Genomic DNA, 25,857 nt, shown 5'->3' on the forward strand with positions numbered 1-25,857 from the left:
TGCTTGACGATCATAGAGACGTTGAACCACCTGATCCCATCCCGAACTCAGAAGTGAAAAGCGTCATCGCCGATGGTAGTGTGGGGGATCCCATGTGAGAGTAGGTCGTCGTCAAGCTTATAATTAAAAGAAGCCCCATCCTGCTACGCAGGGTGGGGTTTTTTCGTTCCCGCGTTTTAGTCAAAACAGCGTTTCTTGTTCTTCCATTTGCTTGCGCCTGTCTCGTACCTCGACGCGTCAGCACAAATGTAAAACAAGAACCTCTAACATCAAATACCTATAACAGATGAGCAGGGTCAGACCTCTTAAATAGTGGCATAGAATCCAACCAACCACATCACCCGCCGTTTAAGGGCTCTGACCCTCGTCGTAACCGCTGAGCTCGTTAGCACCAAAAGTCGTTTCTTATCTTCCATTTACTCACGCCTGTCTCGTACCTCGACGCGTCAGAACCAAACGATCGCGTGGGCTTGCTTGGCGCCAAAGGCCGATTCTTCTCAGTCCCTTTGCTAGCTAAAGAATTAGACTTTTTTAAGAATCATGTTTTGTGTCTAGGGTTGTGGGCGCTTTGTCATTGATAAAAGCCTATGATTAAGCAGATCAATAAAGTGATAAGTAGGCTAAGCTGTTATGTAACTACTGGTTCGTAAGCCAATTTAACGGTCATTTTGATGGCGATTTATTGTGCTGATACTTCTCTGTTGAGTAGGGTGGTTAGCGCTCTTTTGCTAGACTAAGCTTGAAGTGAGATCTTTTCTATTTAGCTAAAATATTGCTTCCCTAGCATCAGCTTATTAACTATTCTCGCGCTCAAGAAACACCTATATTTTTATAAGAAGCTTTTCGATAAAGCTTCTTTCTTTTAGTGCAAGGAACACCTATGAAAATTGCTATTCTATCTCGTAATCCTAACCTTTATTCTACTCGACGTCTTGTGGAAGCCGGTGAAAAACTCGGTCACGAGATGGATGTGATTGATACTATGCACTGTTATATGGATATTTCCAGTAACAACCCTTCTGTTCGTTATGATGGTAAGCCATTGCCTAAGTATGACGCTGTTATCCCTCGCATCGGCGCTTCAGTTACCTTTTATGGAACTGCTGTTGTGCGTCAGTTTGAGATGATGGGGACTTATAGTATTAACGAGTCAGTGGCTATTAGCCGCTCTCGCGATAAGCTTCGATCTCTACAATTAATGTCTCGCAAAGGTTTGGGTCTGCCTAAAACAGGTTTTGCGCATCACCCAGATAAAATTGGTGATTTGTTGAAAAATGTCGGCGGGGCTCCTGTTGTCATTAAACTCCTTGAAGGGACGCAGGGGATCGGTGTGGTACTAGCTGAATCTAATAAGACGGCTGAATCAATTATTGAAGCGTTTATGGGGTTGAAGGCCAATATACTGGTCCAAGAATACATAAAAGAAGCTGGAGGCGCTGATATTCGTTGTTTAGTGGTTGGTGGGAAGGTCATCGCTGCGATGAAGCGCCAAGGTGCTGAAGGTGAGTTTCGTTCTAATTTGCATCGAGGTGGCACGGCATCGCTGGTTAAATTGTCGCCAGAAGAACGTAAGACTGCGGTTGAAGCTGCAAAGGTTATGGGGCTGAATATGTGTGGTGTCGATATTCTTCGTTCAAACGATGGTCCGCTGATTATGGAAGTGAATTCTTCTCCAGGGTTAGAAGGTATTGAATCCGCTACTAATAAAGACGTTGCCGCTATGATCATTAATCACATAGAAAAATCTGCGATTAGTGGCAATACTAAAACGAAAGGTAAAGGTTGATGAGTGATGATATTTTAACCATCGACGGCGTTGATATTTTATTAGGTGAAACTGTAAAAATAAAGTTACCAATTGTTAAGCTTTATACAGATACTAATATGTCTATGCCAATATTTGTTAAAAGGGGAAAGCGTTCTGGGCCTACTCTTTTTATTAGTGCGGCGATACATGGTGATGAATTAAATGGTATCGAGATAATTAGCCGTATTATCCAGAGTAAATATATGGATAAAATTCGTGGGACATTAATTGCTGTGCCTGTCGTTAATGGCTATGGCGTATTAAATCAAAGCCGTTACTTACCAGATCGACGTGATTTAAATCGTTCTTTTCCTGGTTCTCAGCGCGGTTCATTAGCAGGAAGAGTTGCTGATCGATTTCTAAGCGAAATTGTTTCAAAAGCAGACTACGGCATTGATTTGCATACTGGAAGTTTGCATCGCAGTAACTTACCTCAGATTCGAGCTAATTTAGATGACCAAGAAACGTTGGAAATCGCAACAGCATTCGGCGTTCCTGTCATTTTAAATTCAAACCTTAGAGATGGCTCTTTAAGGGAGTGTGCTAATGATGTTGGCGCTAAAGTGATTTTATACGAAGCTGGCGAAGCGCTTAGGTTTGATGAACTATCTATTAGGGCCGGTGTTAAGGGCATTGTTGAGGTCATGCGTCATCTTGGTATGTTGCCTAAAACAAGGCGTAAAAAATCGTTGTCTGAACCAAGAATTGCTCGTAGTAGTAGCTGGATAAGAGCCACTGACAGTGGTTTTACTACACACATAAAAGAGCTTGGTGATTTGGTAGAAAGTGGTGATCTTCTTGCTCAGATTAAAGACCCTTATGGAATAATATTGGACGACGTTATTTGTAAAAATGGAGGCATTATTATTGGGAAACAAAATATTCCTTTGGTTCAAGAAGGGGATGCTATGTACCATGTTGCACATTTCACATCGCCTGATGAAGTTGCTGAGAATGTTGAAACAATGCAAGATGAGTTAATGGATAATTATAGAACGTCTGATTAAGATGAAATTCCTTTTTTTATCTTAATCAGATGGAAATGATATCAACACCACATTAACTTGGGATTGTTTGAGGCAATTAACCTAAGCTATCGTTTTTTATACTTTTTTTACCTAATATCCTGCTGAAATTAATTCTGCAGGTTTATTATGTTTTTAGTCCGTGCTTTTCTATATTTAATATCTTTAGCCGGGGTTGGCTACCTTATTGGTCTAGAAGGATATCATTCCAAAACATTGGCTGTTTATGGTGAGCATACACTCACCGAGCACATGCAAGATATTATGACTTTTTCTAGTTGTATGTTGTTTTTATATGCATCGCGTATTGATCCAAAATTAAAAATCGCAGGTACTTTATTAGCCGCTCTTTTGGCAATGATGTTTGTTAGAGAATCTGATGCATTATTAGATAAATATGCCTACGATGGCGCGTGGCAAACGATAGTTAGCTTTATTTTGGTCATGGTAGTCGTTTTTTTATGGGGTAGGTTTTCTTCCATTTATGGGTCTTTAAAGGCGTACTCTGAAACAGCTTGCTATGGGACATGCTTGGCAGGGCTGGTAACTGTGTTGGCGTTTTCCAGAATGATGGGGCGTAACTCGTTCTGGTCTTCTGTAATGGGTGACAACTATATTCGAGTTGTAAAAAATATCGTAGAAGAGGGCACGGAAACACTAGGTTATACTTTGATTCTAATTTCAGCCATTGAGCTTGTGTTGATTTGCCAGAAAAATCAAAAATTAGCAGCCAAGGATTAGCCCTCAGTTTCTTGACTAAAAAAAGCCTCGCAAGCGAGGCTATAAAACTAGAGTGACGTTACAATAACGTAACAGCGCCGTGGTTAAACGGCATTCTGACTTAACGAAGTATTTTCTAGTACTTCGTTAAGATGCAGCCAAGTTTCAATGACGGTATCAGGATTAAGAGAAAGACTCTCAATACCTTGCTCTACTAGCCAGTCGGCAAAATCTGCATGATCTGATGGGCCTTGGCCACAAATCCCTACGTATTTGCCTTTTGCTCGGCAAGCTGAAATTGCCATTTTAAGCAGTTTTTTAACCGCTGGATTTCTTTCATCGAATTTGTCAGCGATGAGTCCTGAGTCTCGATCAAGTCCCAGTGTTAGTTGCGTTAAATCGTTTGATCCTATAGAAAAACCGTCAAAGTATTCTAGAAATTCATCTGCTAATAAGGCATTGGATGGTAACTCACACATCATAATGACTTTGAGACCATTTTCTCCACGAGCTAAGCCTTGTTCTGTGAGTAGCTCTGTGACTTGCTGCGCCTCTTCTAAAGTACGAACAAAAGGAATCATGATTTGCACGTTGGTTAGGCCCATGTCATTACGTACACGTCGAATGGCTTCACATTCCAATGCAAAACATTCACGGAACGAGTCATCGATGTAACGAGCGGCGCCTCGGAAACCAAGCATTGGGTTTTCTTCATCAGGTTCGAATAATGGCCCACCCACCAAATTATGATATTCGTTTGATTTAAAGTCAGACAAGCGAACTATCACTGGCTTTTTAGAGAAGGAGCAGGCGAGAGTCGCGACACCTTCAACTAGTTTGTCGACATAGAACTCAACAGGGCCTTTGTAGCCAGCTATTCGGTGATCTATTTCTTCTTTTATTGAAGCACTCATATCAGCGTAATTGAGCAGCGCTTTTGGGTGAATACCTATCATGCGATTAATAATGAATTCTAAACGAGCCAAGCCAATGCCAGCGTTTGGTAACATGGCAAAATCAAAAGCTCGGTTTGGATTACCCACGTTCATCATCACTTTAACAGGCAGTTCTGGCATATTGCCGACTTCTGAAGTGATGACGTCGAAGTGTAATTCACCTTGGTAAACGAAGCCCATGTCTCCTTGAGCGCAAGACACAGTTACTTTTTTCCCCTCTTTCAGTGTCTCTGTTGCATCTCCACAACCGACAACGGCAGGAATGCCTAGCTCACGAGCAATGATTGCAGCGTGGCAGGTACGACCACCACGATTTGTGACAATCGCCGACGCGCGTTTCATGATCGGCTCCCAATCAGGATCTGTAATGTCGGTGACAAGAATATCCCCAGGCTTAATACGATCCATCTCAGTAATAGAAGACAATATTTTGACTTCGCCAGTACCAATTTTGTGACCAATGGCGCGGCCAGTAATGAGCACAGGGGAAGTTTCTTTGAGAGAGAAACGTTCCATGCTCTGTGCGTTTGCTTGACTGCGGACTGTCTCTGGGCGCGCTTGAACTATGTATATTTTTCCATCTATACCGTCTTTCGCCCATTCAATGTCCATTGGACGTTGATAGTGTGTCTCGATGATGCAAGCTTGACGAGCTAGGTCTTCTATCTCGTCATTTGTTAATGCAAAGCGGTTTTGGTCATCAAGGGCTACGGGGACAATAGTCACAAATTCTTCACTTCCTGCCTCCGCGTACTCCATTTTTTGCGCTTTGGAACCTAACGACTTACGCACTACCGCTGGACGTTTAGCGGCTAGTGTTGATTTATGTACGTAATACTCATCTGGATTAACGGTACCTTGAACAACCATTTCTCCAAGACCGTATGCAGCAGTAATGAAGACAACTTCATCAAAACCAGATTCTGTGTCTAATGTGAAAAGTACACCAGAAGCACCTATGTCGCTGCGTACCATTTTTTGAATGCCAGCCGATAAGGCAACGCCTTTATGCTCGTATCCTTGGTGAACGCGGTAAGAAATGGCACGATCGTTATACAAAGAAGCAAAAACACGTTTGATAGAGGCTTTAATGTCAGCAAGCCCTTTCACGTTCAAATAGGTTTCTTGCTGGCCAGCGAAAGAGGCGTCAGGCAAATCCTCTGCGGTAGCGGATGAACGGACAGCAAAAGAAGTGTCTGAAGCATTATCTTCACATAAAATTTTAAATGTCTGTTCAATTTCTGCATCAAATTCTGGTGAGAAAGGCGCATCTTCAACCCATTGACGAATTTTCACACCTGCTTCTGAAAGCGCATGAACGTCATCAACATCTAAGGTGTCGAGAGTTTGGTTGATTTTTGCGTCTAAGCCGCTTTCTTCTAAGAAGCTTTGATAAGCATAGGAAGTAGTTGCAAAACCATTTGGTACTTGAATACCAAGGCTAGTCAGGTTAGAAATCATTTCTCCTAAAGAGGCGTTTTTACCACCTACTTCACCGACGTCTTCTAAACGAAGATTTTTGAACCACTTAACAAATTTGCTCACACGGGACTCCAAAATAGTTACTTAAAAAGAGTAATCTGATTTTCTTATTTGTATAACGACATAATTAGTTAAAGCTTGTAAAAACGTTATGTCTGGGATCATTGTATGTAGGTGAGGGACATGGAATAAAATCGAATATTCGATGTAGTTTTATTTCAATTAAAAAATTTAATGTTGTTGCATAACAACAAAATGAGAATAAAAACATGAAAGTGTATTTTGTATCAGACGGAACAGCGATTACGGCAGAAGTCTTTGGTTCGGCGATGTTGTCGTTTTTTGATGTGGCTGTAGAGACACAAAGCGTGCCTTTTTTAGCGACGATGGATCAGGCCAATGGGTTGAAACAACAGATTAATTTAGAGGTAGAATCTGGAAATCCTCCTTTGGTGTTTTATACTATTTCTGACATTAAAATACGTGAGATTATTCAATCCTGTGAATGTCACTGTTATAACTTATTTGGTGATCTATTATTGCCGATAGAGAAGGCACTAGGTGTTTCAGCTCAACCGACGGCTCAAAAAGCCCACGGTATGAAAGAGGGGGTCTACGACGGTCGGATAGACGCCGTTAACTATGCGTTAGCGAATGATGATGGCGTATCTATCAAAAATTTCGATCAAGCTGATATTATCTTGTTGGGTGTGTCTCGATCAGGTAAAACGCCAACCAGTTTATATTTAGCGATGCAATACGGAATCAAAGCGGCAAATTACCCAATTACCGAAGATGATTTTGCCGCGACTGGTTTGCCGAAAGTTCTGAAACCTCATAAGAAAAAGCTCTTTGGATTAACCATAGATCCAGACCGATTACATGAAATTCGTACTGGTAGAATGGCAGCCAGTAAATACGCATCACCTCGACAATGTCGCTATGAAATAGAAGAAGTTGAGTCACTTTATCGCCAAGAGCGGATCCCTTTTTTAGATTCGACAAAACTGTCCGTGGAAGAAATTTCCACCAAAGTGATGGCTGAGATGAATTTAGTACGCCATAGGCAATGAATACACTCTTCAATACCTATCTAATTATTCGATGTTTTTGGTGGTTTTGTCTGAAATATGAGCAAAAAGGCATAAAAAAAGTAAAATCTATTCAAAAAAGTTTCATGAAAACTTGGTATAAACGAGAGTTGGTAATGGTTTATTGACTGTTTTGTTGTGAAATTACAAGGCAGATTAAGAAGTTGATGTGCAGTTTGTAGGAAGGGTGGCTTTCAGCTAAAGAGTATTGGGCGAGAATGCTCTATAATGACAACAAATTAGACGTGTCAGAAGCTTGGTTTAAAGAAATGTAACTGGGCACTGCGAATGTTCTAAGCAATAAGGTGTTAAAGCTCGACCATTTATAAGAGTGCAGCTTATTGATTAATCCAAGGATAAACAAACATTGAGTAATAAAAATATAAACGATCCCCATAAACAACGAGAAGCCTCTAAGTACGATAACCCCGTACCGAGTCGCGAATTCATATTAGAGTTTCTCGCGTCAAAGAATATCAGCTTAGGCCATCTAGACTTGTGCAAAGAGTTTGCCTTGACTGGTGAAGATCAAATAGAAGCTTTGCGTCGCCGACTGATTGCGATGTGTCGAGATCATCAGCTGACAAGTAATAAGAATGAAGAATACACTCCGATCCTAGAAAGTGACCTTATCGAAGGCTATGTTCAGGGTAATAAAGAAGGCCACGGTTTTCTATTGCGTCAAAATGACGATGATATTTTTCTTTCTTTTCGTCAAATGCAAAACGTAATGGATGGCGACAAGGTTAAGGTACGTTTATCTGGTCGTAGTGTTAAAGGTCGATTAGACGGTGTTGTTGTCGAAGTGATTGAGCGTAAGCACAGTCAATTAGTTGGCCGTTACTACGAAGAAAGTCGAACTTCTTTTGTTACGCCTGAAAACCCCCGTATTTCTCAAGACATATTGATCTCCAAAGACTCTGGCTTGGTGCCAGTTCATGGACAATATGTGCTGACGGAAATTGTTTCCTATGCAGAGCGTGGTAAGCCAGCTCAAGGTATAGTGAAAAAAATTCTGGGTGACTTTATGGCACCTGGCCTTGAGATAGATGTGGCCATCCACCGTTATGAAATTCCCAGTGAATGGCCTAAAGCCGTAGAAAGACAGGTTCAGGGTTTCACGGCAGAAGTAGCAGAAGAAGATAAAGAACATAGGGTAGATTTGCGTAATCTGCCTTTTGTTACTATTGATGGCGAAGATGCGCGCGATTTTGATGATGCGGTTTATTGTGAAAAAACACCAGGCGGTTGGAAATTATTTGTTGCCATTGCGGATGTTTCTCACTACGTAAAAAAAGACACGGCATTAGATGAAGAAGCCATCGTACGAGGAAATTCAGTGTATTTTCCTGGCCGAGTGGTTCCTATGCTGCCAGAAATACTGTCGAACGGTTTGTGCTCGTTAAACCCAGATATTGATCGTTTGGCTATGGTTGCTGAGGTATCGCTTACAACCAAAGGCAAAATGCGTGGCTATAAATTTTATGAAGGCTTGATTAAGTCGCATGCTCGTCTTACTTACACCAAAGTGGCGAAAATGATTGCGCCAGAGCTTGAATATGACGGTGAAGAGTTGCGTGAACGTTATGCCTCTATTGTTACTCATATTGATGATTTAAATGGTCTTTATCATGTGTTGAAAGCCGCCCGTGCTGAGCGTGGAGCGATGGAGTTTGATACTGTTGAAACACGTATGGTGTTTGATGAGAATTCTAAGATTGATCAAATTGTTCCTGTTGAGCGAAATGATGCGCATAAACTGATCGAAGAATGCATGTTGTGCGCTAACGTAGCGGCGGCAGAGTTATTAATTAAAGCGGATCTACCAGCGTTATTTCGAGTTCATGAAGGGCCGAAAGAAGATCGCTTATTAACCTTACGGTCTTATCTTGGATTGTTAGGTCTTGAGTTAACTGGTGGGCTGAAGCCTAAGCCAAGTGACTATGCTTTGCTGACGGATCAGATTAAACATCGCGCTGATGCACGTAGTATTCAGACCATGTTGCTACGCTCTATGTCTCAAGCGGTATATCAGGCAGATAATCTAGGCCATTTTGGCTTGAATTACGAAGCATATGCGCATTTTACTTCTCCTATTCGTCGCTATCCGGATTTATTGGTTCACCGAGCAATTCGTTATTTAATACGTGGTGAAGGTCGTCCTGTTATGCGTCAAGCATATCGAGTAGCAGGTAGTCCGACTCTTAAAGAACGTAAGATATATGGTTACAGTCATGCCGATATGGATGCGTTAGGCGATTCATGTTCTGTCACTGAGCGCCGTGCTGATGAAGCCACTCGTGATGTAGAAGCGTGGTTGAAATGTCAGTATGTTGAGCAGCATTTAGGTGAGCCTTTTGATGGCGTCGTTACTGCCGTCACTTCATTTGGATTGTTCGTTGAGCTGCAAGGGTTATTTGTTGATGGCTTAGTGCATATTTCAGGATTGGGACAAGATTATTTTGTTCATGATCTGGAGCATCAAGCGATTATTGGCGAAAGAACGGGCCGCGTTTTCCGTTTGGGTGACCGCCTGAAAGTTAAAGTCTCTAGTGTTAATTTAGAGCAACGAAAAATTGATTTGAGTTTAGACGATGTTCAGGCTAAACCGCGTAAGAAAGTTGAGCGTAATGATGCAAGCGAGCTTGAGATGCAATTAGCACAACTGCCTCCTATTGAGTTAGGTGGTCGTACTAAGTCTAAAAAGCCGCTTTCAACTGAAAAGACTGACAACGTAGAGAAGAATGAAAAAGAAGGGGAAAAGAAACCTAAGACGAAAAAGCGTCGTGGTCCTTCAAAGGGAAAAATGATCCGTCAAAAGAAAACGGCACAAAATACGGCAAAAGCTAAAACCGCTTCGACGGTAAAAAAAGTGAAAAAGCCAAAAAAAGCGAAAAAAAATAACGCTAAGCCTAGAGCTAACGATTAATTGATTTATCCGATTAGAGTAAAAATATCATAATGTCAGATTTAGAATGGATTTACGGAATTCATGCCGTAGAAAATGCGTTAACTCAGCAACCTGAGCGTATTAATGAAATACGTTTTCAGGAAGGCCGTGATGATAAGAAAACACAGCGTTTAGTGCAGCTTTGTAAAACCAATAAAGTACGCTACAGCATAGTGGCTCGTCGCGATTTAGATCAGCTTTTTACCAAAAATAAAGAGCGTGTAGTCCACCAAGGTGTTGTTGCTTATACAGTAATGACCAAAGCGGGTAATGAAGGTGACTTACACACTTTAGTTGAAGGTATAGAAGGAACGCCGCTAATTATTATTTTAGATGGTGTGACTGATCCTCATAATTTAGGCGCCTGTTTGCGTAGCGCAGACGCTGCTGGTGCACATGCCGTAGTGATGCCAAAAGACAATTCAGCGCCTTTGAATGCGACTGTTAGTAAAGTAGCGTGTGGCGCAGCGGAAAGTATTCCGGTTTATGCGGTAACTAACCTAGCGCGCACAATGAAAAAACTGCAAGATCAGGGCGTTTGGATTTTTGGAACGGCAGGGGAAGCGACACAAACCGTTTATGAACAAGACTTTACCATTCCGACAGCCATAGTAATGGGTGCTGAGGGAGATGGTATGCGTCGATTGACTCGTGAGCAGTGCGACTACTTGGTTAAACTGCCTATGGCGGGTGTTGTTTCGAGTTTGAATGTGTCTGTTGCGACTGGCGTTTGTTTGTTTGAAGTCGTACGTCAACGTGCTCAAAAGGCGCTAGGCTAGGGAGTATAAGGGTGTTTGAGCAGTTTACTATTCAGGCTCCATCAAGGTCATTAAATGAGTCACTGCAGCATAAGATTGATACTAAGACTAAACCCTTGGGCGCTTTGGGAGCATTAGAGCACCTAGCGTTTCAACTTGGTCGCATTCAAGAAACTGTAGACGTGGATGTGTCTAAGCCAAAGATGATTGTTTTTGCCGCAGATCATGGTGTTGTCGCTCAAGGAATTAGCGTGTTTCCGCAAGAAGTGACACCACAAATGGTGATGAACTTCTTAATGGGCGGTGCCGCGGTCAGCGTTTTTTGTGCTCAACATAACGTACCTCTTCAAGTTGTCGATGTGGGTGTGAATGCAGAATTAAAAAGTCATCCTTTATTGAGCAAGCGTAAAGTGGCTTTTGGCTCTAAAGATTTTAGCCAAGAAGCGGCGATGACGTCTGAAGAGTTATTCCAAGCCATTCAAGCAGGAGTTGTTGAAGTTGATCTTGCTATTGATGCTGGTGTTAATTTATTAATGTTTGGCGAGATGGGCATTGGCAATACCAGTGTGTCTTCTTGCATGATGACCGCATTGACAGGCATAGATCCATCGCAAAGCGCGGGTCGGGGCACTGGTTTAGATGACAATGGCGTTTCTAGAAAGGCTCAGGTAATTGAAACCTCTCTAAAGCGTGCTGAAACGCAGACTGGTCAAGTTATGATGGACTGGAGCGCACAAACACTAGCAGAACAGGTAGGTGGATTCGAGATCATAGCAATGGCAGGAGCCATGTTGCAGTCTGCGCAGCGTAAAACCGCCTTTGTGGTGGATGGCTTTATTTGTTCTGTTGCTTTGTTATATGCACAAAAAATTGCGCCTAATGTTCGTGAATACGCTGTTTTTGCTCATCAATCTAATGAGCAAGCGCATAAATTGTTGTTGAGCCATTTACACGCAGAGCCTATTTTGTCTTTAGATCTACGTTTAGGCGAAGGATCCGGTGCTATTTTGTCTTATCCTCTTATTCAAAGTGCGGCCGTGTTTCTCAATAATATGGCGAGTTTCGAAAGTGCAGGTGTAAACGACGGTGACAATATATAACGCTTATTGGCAAGGTTTTAAACGAAGTCTTGTAACCTATACTCGTATCCCGATTTCCGTTGATTGGGATGACAGCATAAAGCACACTCCCGCAGTGTGCTTTTTACCGTCGGTGGGTATCGTTGTTGCCTTGTTAAGCGCTTGGCCATTATGGTTTGATGCTCTGCCAGCCGCTATTCAGGCCATCTTCATGTTGCTAACCGCCGTGTTAATCACGGGTGGTTTTCATGAAGATGGGTTAATGGATGCCTGTGATGGTTTGGTCGGTGGTTGGGATAAAGAACAGCGTTTGAAGATCATGAAGGACTCTAGGATTGGCAGTTACGCAGCCTTGTCTATTTGGTTTTCGATGACGCTTAAATGGCTATTATTGACCCAAATACTTTCAAGTCTTATGGCTGATGGAAGTCATTATGGATCGGCTTTATTCGCTTGGATTATGGTTCATAGTGTGTCGCGATTTACGCCGTTGGTTATCATGAATACGATGGATTATGTGACTGCAGGCCAAAGTAAAGCATCGAGTATGATTGCTAAGCTGGGTAAAGAGGAATGGTTTTTTGCTTTAATGCCTTGCCTGTTTCTTCTGCTGTTAGATTTTTCACATCTAATCAAAGCCATCGGCGTTTCAGCCTTGTTTGTGTTAGGGGCTAGACGATACTTAAGAAAGCGTCTCGGAGGGTTTAATGGCGATACATTGGGGGCCGTCGAGCAGATAAGTGAAGTATTATTGCTATTGTGTTTGATGGATGCATTAGCATGAAGCTGTACTTGATTCGTCATCCTAAGCCGGATATAAAGCAAGGCTTGTGTTACGGGCAAGCAGATGTGCCGCTTCTAGACGGTTGGCAAGCCCAGGCTAGGTTATTACGACGCTATCTGGATACTTTGCAGGGAAGTATGGCTTTTTATCACAGCCCATTAAGTCGAGCGGCAGAGCTCGCTGGCTTAGTTAGTCAGAATACATCACAACCTCAAAACGCACTTAAAGAATTAGATTTTGGTCTCTGGGAAAATTTACTCTGGGAAGATATTCCTAAAGAGTCGATAGACCTATGGTTTAAAGACATCGTCGATACTGCACCTTATCAAGGAGAATCCTTACAAGTGCTTGCAGATCGAGTGTGGTGCTGGTGGTCATCTATTAAACGTTGTAATGCCGAGCATTTGGTTGTGGTGACTCATTCAGGTGTTATCAAAGTGCTAGTGAGTTTGTTGTGTCAATGGCCTTTGGCGCAATCTCATCGAATTGATGTAGGGTTTATGAGCGTGACAGAGTTATTTATTCAAGATGAATATATTTCTTTGAAGCGTTTAGGGGCGGGCGATTGGGTCATTTGATTCCATCGAATATAAAGTGATTAGAACAGAGATTAATTGAAATATGCTGTTATATATTTTAGGCATGATAGGCATTGCAGCGTTTGCTATTACTGGCGTTATTTCATCCGGTAAGCGAGACATGGATTTGTTCAGTATTGTCCTTTTAGGCATGGTTACTTCCTTAGGTGGCGGGACCATTCGAGATGTTATTTTAGGGGTTGAAAGTGTTTATTGGGTCAAAGATACCTCCTATCTTTGGGTGGCATTTTTATCTTCTCTATTCGCCTTTTTTGCAGTACGAATTATAGATGATAGACAGAGAGTTTTTCATTATGCCGATGCTTTTGGTTTGGCGTTGTTTACCATCGTAGCAACAGAGCGTGTATTGAGCTTAGGGTTCTCTCCAACGATTGCGATTACGATGGGTGTAACCACGGGTGTTGCGGGTGGCATTATTCGGGATGTTGTTAGTAATCGTCCTCCTATGGTGCTTGGGCGAGAATTTTATGCGACCCCTGCTTTTATTGGCGCTGTACTGATGGTATTACTTCAAAAAAACATTCCTTCCCATGAATATAATTCGATTTACTCAGTCGCTCTGATATTTATACTCAGACTGTTTGCTATTCACAAAGGCCTTTATTATCCAAGTTGGCTGCTATACAAGAAGAAATAAATTATGACAGAGCTAGATGCAAAACAAGAAGCGAGGCTTCTTAAGAAAAAAGCGGTTGTTGATCAGCGTATTGCGTCGGCGACAGAAGAGCGAGGCGTTACTATTTTATTAACAGGAACGGGTAAGGGGAAAAGCTCCAGTGCCTTCGGTACCATGGCAAGAGCGCTTGGACATGGACAAAAGTGTGCGGTTATCCAGTTTATCAAAGGTCGTAAAGCCACAGGCGAACAGCTTTTTTTTGGTGAGCATCCAGGTGTAGAATTCCATGTGATGGGACATGGATTTACTTGGGAAACTCGTAATCCAGTATTAGAAAAAGAAGCGGCCGAACAGGCTTGGGCATTAGCTAAGCAAGTATTATCCAACCCTGATATTCACTTTGTACTATTAGATGAAATTACCTATATGTACAAATATGGCCATTTAGACGAAGCAGATTTACTGGCGGCTTTGGCTGCTCGACCAGCTCATCAAAATGTCATGATGACAGGGCGTACAGCACCAAGAGCCTTATTAGACAGTGTAGACACGCACAGTAAAGTAGCGAATGAACGTCATGCTTTTGCTAATGGAGTTAAGGCGCAAGTGGGCATTGAATGGTAGTTCGCATTGCGAGCTATAACACAGCATTGAGTCGCTCTAGTGAGGGCGACTTATTAAACGCGTTAACATCTGGATGTGATAAACAAGTGTTAGCGACAGTGGCTCTCTTACAACATATTCGTCCAGATATTATTCTTCTTAACGAGATAGACTTTGACCCCAGTGGTCGTATTGTTACTCTGTTACAGAAAGCGCTCCGTCACGCTAACAAGGATCAAAACTTAGATCTGCCGTATGCTTATAGCCAAGCTGTAAACACAGGTATGCCCTCTGGTCGAGACTTTGATAAAGACGGTATAGCCTCGGATAAAGGCGCGGACGCATTAGGTTTTGGCGTGTTTCCAGGTCAATACGGTATGCTTTTACTTTCTCATTTTCCCATCGATACTGTGGCCACTCGAACTTTTCAGTCTTTTCTCTGGAAAGACATGCCTACCCCTTGTTTGCCTAAAAATAGTCGAGGTGATTCGTGGTTCGATACAGAAGATCTTAGTATTTTACCCTTATCTTCTAAATCCCATTGGGACGTGGCAGTCGATGTTTATGGCAAGAAGCTTAGATGTTTATGTTCACATCCGACGCCGCCTGTTTTTGATGGTAAAGAGAAACGCAACGCTTGTCGCAACCACGATGAAATTCGTTTTTGGACCGATTACCTATCTGGTGAGCCTTACTTCTACGATGACCAAGGCCGTACAGGTGGTATTGATCAAGATGATTTTGTGTTACTTGGAGATTTAAATGTATCGCCTACGGAAGGGGATTCATATCGTCAGGCAATAGTGAATTTATTAAATCATCCTAAAGTAGCGCAGTTGCCCTTTCCAGAGAGTGAAGGTGGCATTGAGCACTCATCTCAAATTGAAAAAAACATCAGCAAATGTCATACCGCAGTTTGGCGTATGCAAGCAGACTATGTTCGAGTGAGCCAAACATTACTTCCTCTTAATCAAGCTGTTTTTTGGCCTAAAAAAGCCTCTCAAGAAGCGACATTATTGAAAAACACCTCAGACCATCGGCTGGTCTATCTCGATCTTCCCTTCACAGAAATATAACCAGAAATAAGATTTATTTTCAAAAGTATAGATTTTCTATGTGTTTTTAATGATAATGATTCTCGTTATTTTTTAATTGAATTGTTAAAATGAAAACTAACTCAAGTGGAGATGACTATGCAGTACTGGGAAAGGTTAACAAGAGAAGCCAACAAAGCTTATTTTAAGCACGCTTTTTCTGATGCAGTAGATTTGAATCGAAAAGCACTCGCTCAAGTCGAAAGAGAATCTGATCACGGTTTTTACCAGGACCCTGAAACGATAGTCTCAGCGACCGTGGTTAGTCATTTAAATATTGCAGAAGCGTTTACAGGGCTTGGTGATTTTGTATCGGCAAATTTACAGTACGAAAATGCAATGAATTTTCTACAAGCCGTTTTAATGCGTTCAGACCTTGAGGCTGAACAACGTGATTTGATTATGCGAACGACGACGCATATACGCTTCGAATGGGATCTCTTTATACAAAGTAAAGGGGCTGAGCTTAAAGCGCAAAATAATGCTCTAGTGCAGGCTATTACACATTCCGTATCCTATGCGAAAGCCGTTATTTGTCACTAAATAAGATGACTGGGAGGGAAAATGGAAAATAATATAATTGCTTGTTGTCTTGTTTTATCAGCAAGTATGGTGAGTTCTACTACATACGCTGAAGTAGGCGATAATAGCTCTTTAATTACTTTTCATAATCTATTTTTCTTTCTTGCAGGCCTTTTTTTATCAACAGGTGTGTATTACAAGCACTATTACAAAAAGAAGAAAAGATAAACGAAAGTAAAGCATCCACTATGATGCTTCATACGGTTTGATCATCAATAAAGTGCTTCATATTGCCCAAGGTAGATGGTTTTCGTTGAGGTTGATGGAAATAGTCGTGATAAAAAAAGTGTACAGAAATAAAGACACTTCATGTAAAAATCAAAAAACAGTCTGTCTTCAAAAAGTTGGTATTCGACTCAGTTTTCTCTAAAATTTGAACATACGTAATGTTCATTTTTATTGTTAAACGGAAGAGAAATTTATGTCGGCTAGTACAATGGTTGCCAAACGCCATACTCGAATTGAAGATATTCAGGCGCTTGTTATTGGTACTCTTATTATTGCTTTGGGTGTAAATTTATTTACGCAGGCAGGGCTTATAACAGGCGGTACAGCAGGGATGGCGTTTCTTTTACAGTACACAACCTCGTTAACCTTTGGGCAAGCTTTCTTTCTTGTTAATATTCCTTTCTACCTTTTAGCGTTTAAACATATGGGGTGGGAATTTACACTTAAGACCTTTTTAGCTGTATTTTGTGTATCGTTTTTTTCGGACCTTACCCCGAAACTTATCTCATTTAATAGCATCGAGCCTATTTATGCCGCGTTGGCTGGTGGTTTTTTGATGGGGGTGGGTTTTCTTATGCTCTTTAGACACAATGCCAGCTTGGGAGGCGTCAATATTTTAGCTCGTTATATTGCTGAGAAATATGGTATTTCTTTCGGTAAATTTCAGATGGCGGTGGATTGCACGATTGTAACGTTATCTATTTTCGTTATTGATTTTCGTTTAATCGCCGTTTCTGTCATTGGTGCGATTGCATTAAACATGATCCTGGCGGTCAATCATAAACCAGGTCGTTACATGGGCAATATCTAGTTATTGTGCTGCGAAGAATGATTCAAATAAGGCGACCTTAGGTCGCCTTATTTGTTATGAGATTGCCTTATCTTGAAATAGAATAGATCTTGAAGCCTCTTCGTTTCTAATGTCAGCCGGCTCAGGTATTATAGCGACCAATCAGATTAAAGAAGGATACACGGCTTGGAGCTACTTAAAGTAGATGATCTCAACCCTTACCTAAATGACCTCGTTGAACTACTTTGTGATGCGGTTGAATCGGGTGCTCCTATTGGTTTTTTACCACCATTAAGTGAACCAGAAGCAAAAGCGTATTGGCTATCCATCAATGATGAATTACAAGTAAACTCCAGACAAGTTTTGTTGGTGAGAGAAGATGAGAAAATCGTTGGCAGTGTACAGATTGCCATGTCGCCCAAGGCAAATGCTTTACACCGTTGTGATGTAGAAAAGCTGATGGTACATACGAACGTTCGAGAAAATGGATTAGGCAGTATTTTAATGCAAGGCGTTGAACGTGTAGCTGCGTCGATGCAAAGACAATTACTCATGTTAGAAGTCAGAAGTGATGATATCGCTCACGATATGTATGTTAAATTAGGCTATATCCCATTTGGTGAGGTGCCTAACTACACACGAAGTGCGAATGGCGCTTTGCATAACTCGACTTTTTTCTACAAAGAAATAGAACTTTCCCACGAAGTTTTCTCTTAAATTGATAGATGAGCCATAGGCGAATAATTCCTTGAGACTAGATTTTTATTTATCCCATGTTACAGATCTTGCGCGTAAAGCCTCGAAAATAGCCGCTTCGAAAGGTCGTGTTACTGTAAACGGTGAAACGATTAAAAAAGCAAACCACCCAGTACAAGAAACGGACGTTATCTATTTAGATGACACGCGTCTAGCTTGGCCATCGGAAGGCTATTATTTACTCTATAAACCAGCAGGTTACGTCTGTGCGACGGAAGATGCTGAGCATTCTACCGTGGTAGATTTACTGCCTTCACATCTAGGGCAAAGCTTAAAAGTGGTTGGGCGTTTAGATAAAGATACAACTGGCTTATTATTGCTGACGACGGATGGCCAATGGTTGCATCGCATTACATCGCCTAAAAAAGCGTGTAATAAACGCTACCGAATGACATTGCTGGATAGCATCGACGATGCTGCGCTTGAACAACTTGAAAAAGGCGTATTATTAAATGGTGAGTCTCAACTGACAATGCCAGCGGTTGTCGAACGTATTTCTGATAACGAAATCTTCTTAACGATTCAAGAAGGCAAGTATCATCAAGTTAAGCGGATGTTGGCAGCGGTCGGAAATAAAGTTGAGACGCTACACCGTGATCAAATCGGAGGCTTAGCTCTAGATGAGGGACTAAACCCAGGCGAATTTAGAGAATTAACCGAAGACGAAGTCGGCTATTTTTAAATTAGATAATCGTGTTTTAGCTACTATAAATGAGAGAATGCACATGACTACAGAATTATCGATGGATGAACGCGTCCAATTATTAGTTGCGCCGGATAGCGAACGTTTAGTTTATTTCGTTGAAAAAGTGAAAGAAAGCCAAACCGTATGGAGCTTGAGTAACGAAGATGGCTTTGTAATGGTTGAGACGGACGAAGGTGATTGCGTCATGGTTTGGCCTGATGCTGAATTTGCGAGCCAATGGGCAGTAGAAGATTGGGATGATTGCGAGCCAGTAGCTGTTGAGCTGGAGACATTTTTGACGGGATGGTTGCCAAGTTTGGCAATAGATAACATCACCATAGCGGTATTCCCAAATATTGAAGATGAAGGCAAGTTGTCTTCAGCTGATGAGCTAAAAACACTTTTATCTTAAGGTGAAACTTATCTTAAGATAAAAATAGGGCACCATTTTAGAAAATGGTGCCTGCGTTATTTATTGTTATATTGACACCTGTTCTCAAAAGGCTGGAAGGCTCTGTAGATTTTTGCTTTTTGAGAGCGTTTATTTGATGATCCTAGCTTGTTGTATTACTAATCGCTATGACAGTCTGCTCGTCTTATAACTGTCATAAGTATATTGCCTGAATATAAATTCGTTTCTCGCCTCAACCCTTCCCATTGTGCATAATATTACTCTCCCCTTTTTAGTAAACTGTTGTTTACAGATTTTGATTTTACGATAAGGAAGTAATCACAGAATGAGCAAGCGCCAAAGTAATCGAGAAGAAGTCTTCACTCGGATTTTAGAGGCTGCAGAGATTGAATTCGGTCTTAAAGGCTACAGTGGTGCAAGCCTGCAGCACATTGCGGATCGAGCTAACCTTCCAAAACCTAATATCGTTTATTATTTCCAGTCAAAAGCCAATTTATACAAACATGTTCTCAACCAAATATTAGCGGATTGGAATGATCTATTTAATCAGGCCACTGTTGATGATGACCCGGCTATTATACTAGATGGTTTTATTAGAGAAAAATTGGAATTGAGTTTCACAAACCCACGCTCGTCACGCATTTTTGCGATGGAAGTAATTGGCGGTGCGAGTCATATTGGCGACTATTTGAAAGAAGAATTAGTGCCTTGGCTTACGTCTCGTGTCAGTGTTATTCAGGGTTGGATTGACGCAGGCAAAATGCGCGCTATTGACCCAACGAGTCTTATTTTTATGGTTTGGGCCACTACTCAGCATTACGCAGATTTTGAAGCACAAATATTAGCGCTCACTAATAAAGAGGCACTAGGCGAAGACGATTTAAAACGTATTGGTGATACCGTGAGTAGTATTATTCTTACTGGTGTGGGTTTGGATTTACCAAGCTAAACGGCTAATAGACAAAAGCCCTATGCCGTTTTTATTTGTCTGCTTTACATTCTTAAGTGTAATGGTCTAATGATTCCAAAGAGAGGGAGTGTGATTCATCATGCTCCCTCTCTTTGTTTATGGATATGCTGAATCAAAGCGCGTAATTTAGCCGGTTTAGCTGGTTTAGCCATATAAATGACATTGTTTTGTTTACATCTTTCAACCAAGCCTGGTTCTTGCGACGCTGTAATTAAAACAGCAGGAATGTCTTTATTGGCTTTCTTTCGTAATGTGCTAATAAGCGACAACCCATCTTGATTCTGATCAAGTTGAAAATCGACTAATAACAATTCTGCTTCACCTTCCGCTTGGTTTGCTTCTTCGAAGCGCTCGAATGTTTGGCAATCACACTGCCAATGGGTTAATAGCGTTCGCATTGCTGTGAGGTTGTTGTTGTCATCATCGATACACCAAACATAACAATGAGCAATATGACTGTGTGCTTTTGCCACGTTTAATGGTTTTTTCAAATTGTTCTGCTCTTGACTTGCTGCTAGTGGAATCCGAATACCAAAACAGCTTCCTTTGCCAGGAATAGAGCGAATTTGTGTTTCTAACCCAAGTTGTTTTTGCAAGCGTCTTACCAGCCCTAACCCCAAGCCCATTCCTTGCTCTGCTGTGTTTTCCCAGCGATAGAAGTCATCAAATATTTTTTTCTGTTCAGATTCTGGAATGCCAATACCTGTATCCCAGACTTGTAATAAAACATGGTCTTTGCGTTGGCGCGTACTTAAAAGTACCTGCCCTTTAGCGGTATATTTTACGGCATTAGAGACAAAGTTTTGAATAATACGACGCAAATAAATAGGGTCACTGTGAACTTGAATTGGCAAGGTGTGGGTTGATAGTGAGAGTGCTTTATTTTCGGCAATGACGCCAAATTCCGCAATGATGGGAGAAAGAAGTTCTTCTAAATTACAATCAATTAGCCTTGGTTTAATGGCACCTTGGTCTAATCGAGCAATCTCCAATAATGTCGAAATAAGTGCTTCGGTGGATTCTAAAGAATCTGATAATTTACCAACAATATCGCCAGAATCTACTGCTAAATCACTGGACTGTAATACTCCCATATACAATTTGGCGGCATTTAAAGGTTGTAATATATCGTGGCTGGCGAGGGCTAAAAACTCTGTTTTTGAGGCGTTTGCACGTTCTGCTTCCGCTTTTGCTTTGATTAATGCTTGCTCGGCGCTATTGCGTCGTTCAATTTCTGCCATCAACTCTTGATTAATACCCTGAACTTCGACTGTTCGAGCTTCTACACGCTTCTCTAAATCTATATTCGCCTCTTTAAGGGCTTGTTGGCTCTCAATGTGTTCGGTAACGTCAGTGAAGCTAGTGACAAAACCACCATCAGGCAGTGGGTTACCAACCATTTCAATCACTCGACCACTGGCTCGTCGTCTCAAGAATCGATGACCAGAGCCTTTACGAAGGTAGTCTAACCGTTTATTGACAAGTGCTTCGAGATCACCAACACCGCATTCACCACGCTCCGCGTTATAGCGAATCAACTCTTCAACGGGGAGACCAATTTTCAGCATTCCTTCGGGGTAAGGGTAGAGGGATAAATAGGTTTTATTCCACGCGACCATGCGTAAATCTTTATCCACCACGCTGATCCCTTGATCTAAATTATCCATAGAAACAAACAGTAGGTTCTGACTGAACTGAATCGCTTGAGTCGTTTCATCCAAATAAGTCACCATCTCTTCTACCTTGATTTGTTTGTCGATCAAGATAGAGTTGATGATAGTTCGCGCTGAAGAACCACCTAAAACACCGCCTAAAATACGTTCACAATAGTCAATAAATAAACGATTTGGTGTTATATTGGGAGCGAGTGTTTGGGCATAATCTTTCTCAAAATTACGCAGTACTTGTTGGCTTTTTTGAGCCCCTAGAAAGGTTTCTAACAAGACAAATAAGTCGCTGTTTAAGGCTTTGCTTTTCGGTTTAAAGAAGCGATGTTCCAGTTCAGTCGTTGGACTAACAAAAGCCGTGGCTTGTATTCGATCAATCAAGCGCTCAGAGGATAAAAGAGACCCAACTATATAGCCGATTATATTCGCCACTAAGCTGATAAAAGCACCATAACTGAGTAAATCTGACCGAGACTCTTGGCTGCCTAAGGCCCAATCTATACTGCCTGTTAAAGGCATCATGAATAATAAAATCCAACACAGGAAGCCGAGAGTTAAGCCAGTATATACTCCATAAGCGTGACCGCGTTTCCAATATAATCCACCGAGTACAGCGGGCAGTAATTGCAGCACTAAAGAGAATGCAACTAAGCCTGTACCAGCCAAAGATTCACTGTTGGCCATCTTTTGATAATAGAGGTAGGACAGCATGAGAATGCCAGCCATGGCAAAACGGCGAATGATTAATATACGACGCCGATAAACGGGCAGCCCTTGGTGTTGAGCGCTTGCGCGAGCTATCATTAAAGGCAGGATAACATCGTTACTAATCATGATGCTTAACGCAAATGTTGCAATGATAGTCATCGCCGTAGTAGCGGACATACCACCTAAAAAGATAAGCATTTGTAATGGTAAATTATCAGATGCTAAGGCGAATTGAATAACATAAGTATCGGCATTGATATTGCCTGAGAATAAGCTTTGTCCTGCAATGGCAATCGGCGGAATAATCACTGCAAAAATCAATAAATACAACGGAAATAGTAACCTTGCCATATTTGACTGACGCTTATCTTGATGGTCAACAACAGTGACGTGAAATTGTCGTGGCAAACAGACAACGGCCGCTGCTGACATAAGGGTTTGCATAATAAAAGAAAAAGAGATGAGCTGATTGGAATGCCATGCGCTAAAGTCGATGGCGTGCTCTGACCAGTTAGTAACAGAATGCTTCATCATCACGATAGCAACGATGCCAACGGCCACAATGGCGATTAATTTGAACAAAGATTCAGCACCAATCGCGAGCATCATTCCTGAGCGGTATTCGGTCACTTCGACTTTTCGTGTGCCAAATAGCATAGCAAATATGCCAATTAACAGGGTCGCGATAAAGACAACTAAGCTGACAGAGAACGCTTCTTGATCTGCGAATAAAGCAAAGTTTGAGCCGATCGCCTTAAGTTGCAAAGCAATATAAGGAATGACGGAGAGCATAGCAATTAAGACTACGAGAGGCGCCGTTAAAGGTCGTTTTCCATAGCGGGATGAAATAAAGTCCGCAATTGAAGTGATGTTTTGTTTGTGGCTAACTAATATCATCTTGCGAATAAACGGAAAGGCAAATAGATAGAGTAGAATTGGCCCAAGTAATACAGGTAAATAATTCCAACCAGAACGAGATGCTACGCCAATAGCGCCATAAAAGGTCCATGCGGTACAATAAATAGCGAGTGATAGGCTATATACTAAAGGGTGACTAGTGAGTTTCTTCGCCCATGGACTTTCTTTATCACCCCATAAAGCAATACAAAACAAACCTAGGATATAGAGGATGGCTAGAAAAACCCAAAAAACAGTCATCGATTGAACTACCTTTCCTTCGATTTGTCATTATTGATAATAAAAGACCAATGTAGCATAGCTTATTCAACAATCCTCTACGACTTAGGTAGCGACTATTACGAGAGCCATTAATGAAGGCTCAGAACGTGGCGATGTCATGCAACATTAGGAAAATTACACCATGTCCTTATCTCTAACAGTGAACAGTATTAAAGCCTACCATGCCCATCTTTATTACAGCGATGAAGCGGGTCTGGAAATGGCAAAAGGCATTGCCGAAAAAGCCGGTCAACTTTTTGACATCAAAATAGGGCGCTTCCATCAAAAACCAGTTGGGCCTCATCCATTGTGGAGTTGCCAATTATCTTTTGCCGTGACGACTTTTGCTGAGATTGTTCCTTGGCTAATGATGAATCGACAGTCTCTCGATGTATTTCTTCACCCGCTAACTAATGATGATTATGTGGATCATACACAAGGCGCGAGCTGGTTAGGGAGCTCCCATGCTCTTGATTTATCACAATTTACCCCCAAATAGGGGGTTCTTATTTAGCAGAGTAATTTATGGAAGATTGGTTTAAGCAATTTATTATTTTATGGTCGGTTATTGATCCGATAGGCACTATTCCAGTTTTTTTAGCGGTGACTGCTGGGCTTGGAAGTCCTTCTTTATCACGAAAATTAGCTCTAAAAGCGGTGTTGATTTCTGCTGTAGTACTGCTATTTTTTGTTATTGCTGGCGAATATTTATTAAATGAAATGGGGATACCGCTTGAAGCCTTTCAGATAGCGGGTGGTTTGGTGTTATTTCTTTTTGCCTTGACCATGATCTTTGGTGAAAGTAAGCCTGATGAAGAAATGGGGATCGTGCAAAAAGGCATGCATGGTGCTGTTTTTCCGTTAGCGATACCTTCTATTGCTTCCCCCGGTGCGATGATGGCAGCTGTCCTTTTAACTGATAACAACCGCTTCTCAATAATGCATCAGTTTGTTACGACTATGGTGATGCTAAGTGTTTTGTTTGTGACATTTATTTTGATGTTACTGGCTACCAGAATTCAAAAAATTATTGGAGTTGCAGGCGCTAGTGTTATTAGTCGTGTGATGGGGCTAATCTTGGCCGCTGTTGCTGTTAACTCCGTTTTAACCGGTATTCAGATGTATTTTGGCCTTCATACTGCATTAAGTGGAAATGGTTCTTTAGGCCTATAAAAGGTTAATAACTTAAGAAACCCTATCTCTTTATTTGGGCTGTAAATAGCGAGTTTATAGGTGATTGAGTTGATGCTAGTGGTCTTTATTAAATGAAATTTAAAGCGCATATAGCAGCGCTTTTATAGCGAAACTTTTATTAAAATTAAAAAAATTTAACGCTAACCCTAGGAAAATCGTCGATAGTCCCCAACTTTATGGCTTATGGTAGTTATTCATACTATGGGAGGTTACCATAGGAGTACAAACTACAATCTGGGTTCGTGTTGTGGCGGTGTATCGCAAAGTCTGTTTGCTTCTATCAAGCACTCGTTCCCCTATTCATATTTAAGCAGGAGAAGACAATGCAAATCGCAGAAAACGCCGTAGTAAGCATGCACTACACACTAACAGATGAGCAAGGACAAGAGTTGGACTCTTCCGTTGGTCAAGAGCCACTTGTATTTTTGAGCGGCGCTCAAAACATTATTGATGGGTTAGACAATGCGCTTCAAGGTAAAACTGCTGGCGAGAAACTAACCGTTTCTGTTTCACCTGAAGAAGGTTACGGAGAAGTTCATCAAGAGTTGATCCAAAAAGTGCCTCGTGACAATTTCCAAGGTGTAGAAGAGATTCAAGTTGGTATGCAGTTTATGGCGCAAACACCAGGCGGCGAGCAACCTGTTACAGTTATTGGTGTTGAAGAAGATGGTGTAATGCTAGATGGCAATCACCCATTAGCGGGTAAGACATTAAACTTTGATGTAGAAATTGTAGACGTTCGTGAAGCAGTAGCAGAAGAGCTAGAGCACGGACATGTACACGGAGAAGGTGGTCATCACCACTAGGCACTGATTAGCGTTCTTGTGGTTCGCTAAGACATGTTTAAAATAAAAAAACGGTATCTAGATAGATACCGTTTTTTTATGGCTGAGTTTTCTATGACCATGTTTTTTAACACGCTAGAAAGTAGTCAATTATTGGAGATAAAGTAATGGAAGATATTAATTTTCAGGAACTTAAAACGACAATATTAGCGTGAGCGTCCGGGCATCACCACCTAGGCAAGCTCAAATTATTATCTATTACTTTTTTTCATTTCTGAGTGGCGTAAAACGACAAGTGGATCTAAGGTTATAGATAGACAGAGAGCAAGGGATTGTT

24 protein-coding genes and 1 rRNA gene are annotated in these 25,857 nt (G+C 41.5%); 23 read left to right on the plus strand and 2 right to left on the minus strand.

What is annotated here, in order from left to right:
* Window positions 1–2 precede the first annotated feature (2 nt).
* The 4 genes from rrf to V6259_RS18480 all read left to right on the plus strand — a co-directional run bounded on the left by rrf (window position 3) and on the right by V6259_RS18480 (window position 3,573).
* Window positions 3–117 (plus strand): 5S ribosomal RNA (gene rrf / locus V6259_RS18465).
* A gap of 763 nt (window positions 118–880) precedes the next feature.
* The gene (rimK, locus tag V6259_RS18470; protein ID WP_133013335.1) at window positions 881–1,786 is read left to right on the plus strand and encodes a 30S ribosomal protein S6--L-glutamate ligase; all 906 of its coding nucleotides are present in this window, start codon (window positions 881–883) and stop codon (window positions 1,784–1,786) included.
* Complete coding sequence (locus V6259_RS18475) at window positions 1,786–2,814, plus strand: succinylglutamate desuccinylase/aspartoacylase family protein (RefSeq protein WP_341585784.1); 1,029 nt, start codon at window positions 1,786–1,788, stop codon at window positions 2,812–2,814. Before rimK ends, V6259_RS18475 begins: the two co-directional genes overlap by 1 nt.
* Window positions 2,815–2,961: 147 nt before the next feature.
* Window positions 2,962–3,573 (plus strand): hypothetical protein, encoded by a 612-nt coding sequence (locus tag V6259_RS18480; RefSeq protein WP_341585785.1) that lies wholly within the window; start codon window positions 2,962–2,964, stop codon window positions 3,571–3,573.
* Window positions 3,574–3,656: 83 nt separating this feature from the next.
* Here the strand turns inward: V6259_RS18480 and ppsA are convergent, their stop codons facing one another.
* Window positions 3,657–6,053 (minus strand): phosphoenolpyruvate synthase, encoded by a 2,397-nt coding sequence (gene ppsA / locus V6259_RS18485; protein ID WP_341585786.1) that lies wholly within the window; start codon window positions 6,051–6,053, stop codon window positions 3,657–3,659.
* Window positions 6,054–6,259: 206 nt separating this feature from the next.
* Here ppsA and ppsR point away from each other — a divergent pair, with 206 nt between their 5' ends.
* The 16 genes from ppsR (at window position 6,260) to V6259_RS18565 (ending at window position 19,966) form a co-directional block, all read left to right on the plus strand.
* The gene (gene ppsR / locus V6259_RS18490) at window positions 6,260–7,063 is read left to right on the plus strand and encodes a posphoenolpyruvate synthetase regulatory kinase/phosphorylase PpsR (RefSeq protein ID WP_133013339.1); all 804 of its coding nucleotides are present in this window, start codon (window positions 6,260–6,262) and stop codon (window positions 7,061–7,063) included.
* Window positions 7,064–7,448: 385 nt separating this feature from the next.
* Window positions 7,449–10,010 (plus strand): ribonuclease R, encoded by a 2,562-nt coding sequence (gene rnr, locus V6259_RS18495; RefSeq protein WP_341585787.1) that lies wholly within the window; start codon window positions 7,449–7,451, stop codon window positions 10,008–10,010.
* Window positions 10,011–10,042: 32 nt separating this feature from the next.
* Complete coding sequence (rlmB, locus tag V6259_RS18500) at window positions 10,043–10,810, plus strand: 23S rRNA (guanosine(2251)-2'-O)-methyltransferase RlmB (protein ID WP_133013341.1); 768 nt, start codon at window positions 10,043–10,045, stop codon at window positions 10,808–10,810.
* Between the two features lie 11 nt (window positions 10,811–10,821).
* Entirely contained in the window at window positions 10,822–11,889 is a 1,068-nt protein-coding gene (cobT, locus tag V6259_RS18505; protein WP_341585788.1) for a nicotinate-nucleotide--dimethylbenzimidazole phosphoribosyltransferase, read from the plus strand.
* Window positions 11,876–12,652 carry an adenosylcobinamide-GDP ribazoletransferase gene (gene cobS / locus V6259_RS18510; RefSeq protein ID WP_341585789.1) on the plus strand — a complete coding sequence of 259 codons (777 nt, stop codon included), beginning with the start codon at window positions 11,876–11,878 and terminating at the stop codon, window positions 12,650–12,652. Before cobT ends, cobS begins: the two co-directional genes overlap by 14 nt.
* Complete coding sequence (locus V6259_RS18515; RefSeq protein ID WP_341585790.1) at window positions 12,649–13,230, plus strand: histidine phosphatase family protein; 582 nt, start codon at window positions 12,649–12,651, stop codon at window positions 13,228–13,230. Before cobS ends, V6259_RS18515 begins: the two co-directional genes overlap by 4 nt.
* Window positions 13,231–13,273: 43 nt before the next feature.
* The gene (locus V6259_RS18520; RefSeq protein WP_133013345.1) at window positions 13,274–13,888 is read left to right on the plus strand and encodes a trimeric intracellular cation channel family protein; all 615 of its coding nucleotides are present in this window, start codon (window positions 13,274–13,276) and stop codon (window positions 13,886–13,888) included.
* A 3-nt stretch (window positions 13,889–13,891) separates the two neighbouring features.
* A complete protein-coding gene (gene cobO / locus V6259_RS18525) occupies window positions 13,892–14,491 on the plus strand; it encodes a cob(I)yrinic acid a,c-diamide adenosyltransferase (protein WP_341585791.1) in 600 nt (199 codons plus the stop codon).
* Window positions 14,485–15,546 carry an endonuclease/exonuclease/phosphatase family protein gene (locus tag V6259_RS18530; RefSeq protein ID WP_341585792.1) on the plus strand — a complete coding sequence of 354 codons (1,062 nt, stop codon included), beginning with the start codon at window positions 14,485–14,487 and terminating at the stop codon, window positions 15,544–15,546. The genes cobO and V6259_RS18530 overlap by 7 nt, the downstream gene beginning before the upstream one ends.
* A gap of 117 nt (window positions 15,547–15,663) precedes the next feature.
* Complete coding sequence (locus V6259_RS18535) at window positions 15,664–16,107, plus strand: tetratricopeptide repeat protein (RefSeq protein WP_341585793.1); 444 nt, start codon at window positions 15,664–15,666, stop codon at window positions 16,105–16,107.
* Between the two features lie 21 nt (window positions 16,108–16,128).
* Window positions 16,129–16,314: a hypothetical protein gene (locus V6259_RS18540; RefSeq protein WP_341585794.1), complete on the plus strand. Its 186-nt coding sequence runs from the start codon at window positions 16,129–16,131 to the stop codon at window positions 16,312–16,314.
* A 253-nt stretch (window positions 16,315–16,567) separates the two neighbouring features.
* Window positions 16,568–17,185, plus strand: a complete 618-nt coding sequence (locus tag V6259_RS18545; RefSeq protein WP_133013350.1) for a YitT family protein — start codon at window positions 16,568–16,570, stop codon at window positions 17,183–17,185.
* A gap of 165 nt (window positions 17,186–17,350) precedes the next feature.
* Complete coding sequence (locus V6259_RS18550; RefSeq protein ID WP_133013351.1) at window positions 17,351–17,881, plus strand: GNAT family N-acetyltransferase; 531 nt, start codon at window positions 17,351–17,353, stop codon at window positions 17,879–17,881.
* Between the two features lie 31 nt (window positions 17,882–17,912).
* Window positions 17,913–18,602, plus strand: coding sequence for a 16S rRNA pseudouridine(516) synthase (locus V6259_RS18555; RefSeq protein WP_341585795.1), 690 nt, complete (start codon window positions 17,913–17,915; stop codon window positions 18,600–18,602).
* Window positions 18,603–18,645: 43 nt separating this feature from the next.
* A complete protein-coding gene (locus tag V6259_RS18560) occupies window positions 18,646–19,017 on the plus strand; it encodes a DUF2750 domain-containing protein (protein WP_341585796.1) in 372 nt (123 codons plus the stop codon).
* Between the two features lie 325 nt (window positions 19,018–19,342).
* Complete coding sequence (locus V6259_RS18565; RefSeq protein WP_133013354.1) at window positions 19,343–19,966, plus strand: TetR/AcrR family transcriptional regulator; 624 nt, start codon at window positions 19,343–19,345, stop codon at window positions 19,964–19,966.
* A 98-nt stretch (window positions 19,967–20,064) separates the two neighbouring features.
* On the opposite strand, the gene V6259_RS18570 is transcribed toward V6259_RS18565, so the two are convergent.
* Window positions 20,065–23,520 carry a hybrid sensor histidine kinase/response regulator gene (locus V6259_RS18570; RefSeq protein WP_341585797.1) on the minus strand — a complete coding sequence of 1,152 codons (3,456 nt, stop codon included), beginning with the start codon at window positions 23,518–23,520 and terminating at the stop codon, window positions 20,065–20,067.
* A 163-nt stretch (window positions 23,521–23,683) separates the two neighbouring features.
* Here V6259_RS18570 and V6259_RS18575 point away from each other — a divergent pair, with 163 nt between their 5' ends.
* The 3 genes from V6259_RS18575 to V6259_RS18585 all read left to right on the plus strand — a co-directional run bounded on the left by V6259_RS18575 (window position 23,684) and on the right by V6259_RS18585 (window position 25,541).
* A complete protein-coding gene (locus V6259_RS18575) occupies window positions 23,684–24,040 on the plus strand; it encodes a DOPA 4,5-dioxygenase family protein (RefSeq protein WP_133013356.1) in 357 nt (118 codons plus the stop codon).
* Between the two features lie 26 nt (window positions 24,041–24,066).
* The gene (locus V6259_RS18580; protein WP_133013357.1) at window positions 24,067–24,714 is read left to right on the plus strand and encodes a MarC family protein; all 648 of its coding nucleotides are present in this window, start codon (window positions 24,067–24,069) and stop codon (window positions 24,712–24,714) included.
* 344 nt (window positions 24,715–25,058) lie between these two features.
* A complete protein-coding gene (locus V6259_RS18585; protein WP_133013358.1) occupies window positions 25,059–25,541 on the plus strand; it encodes an FKBP-type peptidyl-prolyl cis-trans isomerase in 483 nt (160 codons plus the stop codon).
* Window positions 25,542–25,857: the final 316 nt, after the last annotated feature.

The organism is Marinomonas sp. TI.3.20, assembly GCF_038155025.1.
In the GTDB taxonomy this organism is placed as follows: Bacteria; Pseudomonadota; Gammaproteobacteria; order Pseudomonadales; family Marinomonadaceae; genus Marinomonas; species Marinomonas flavescens.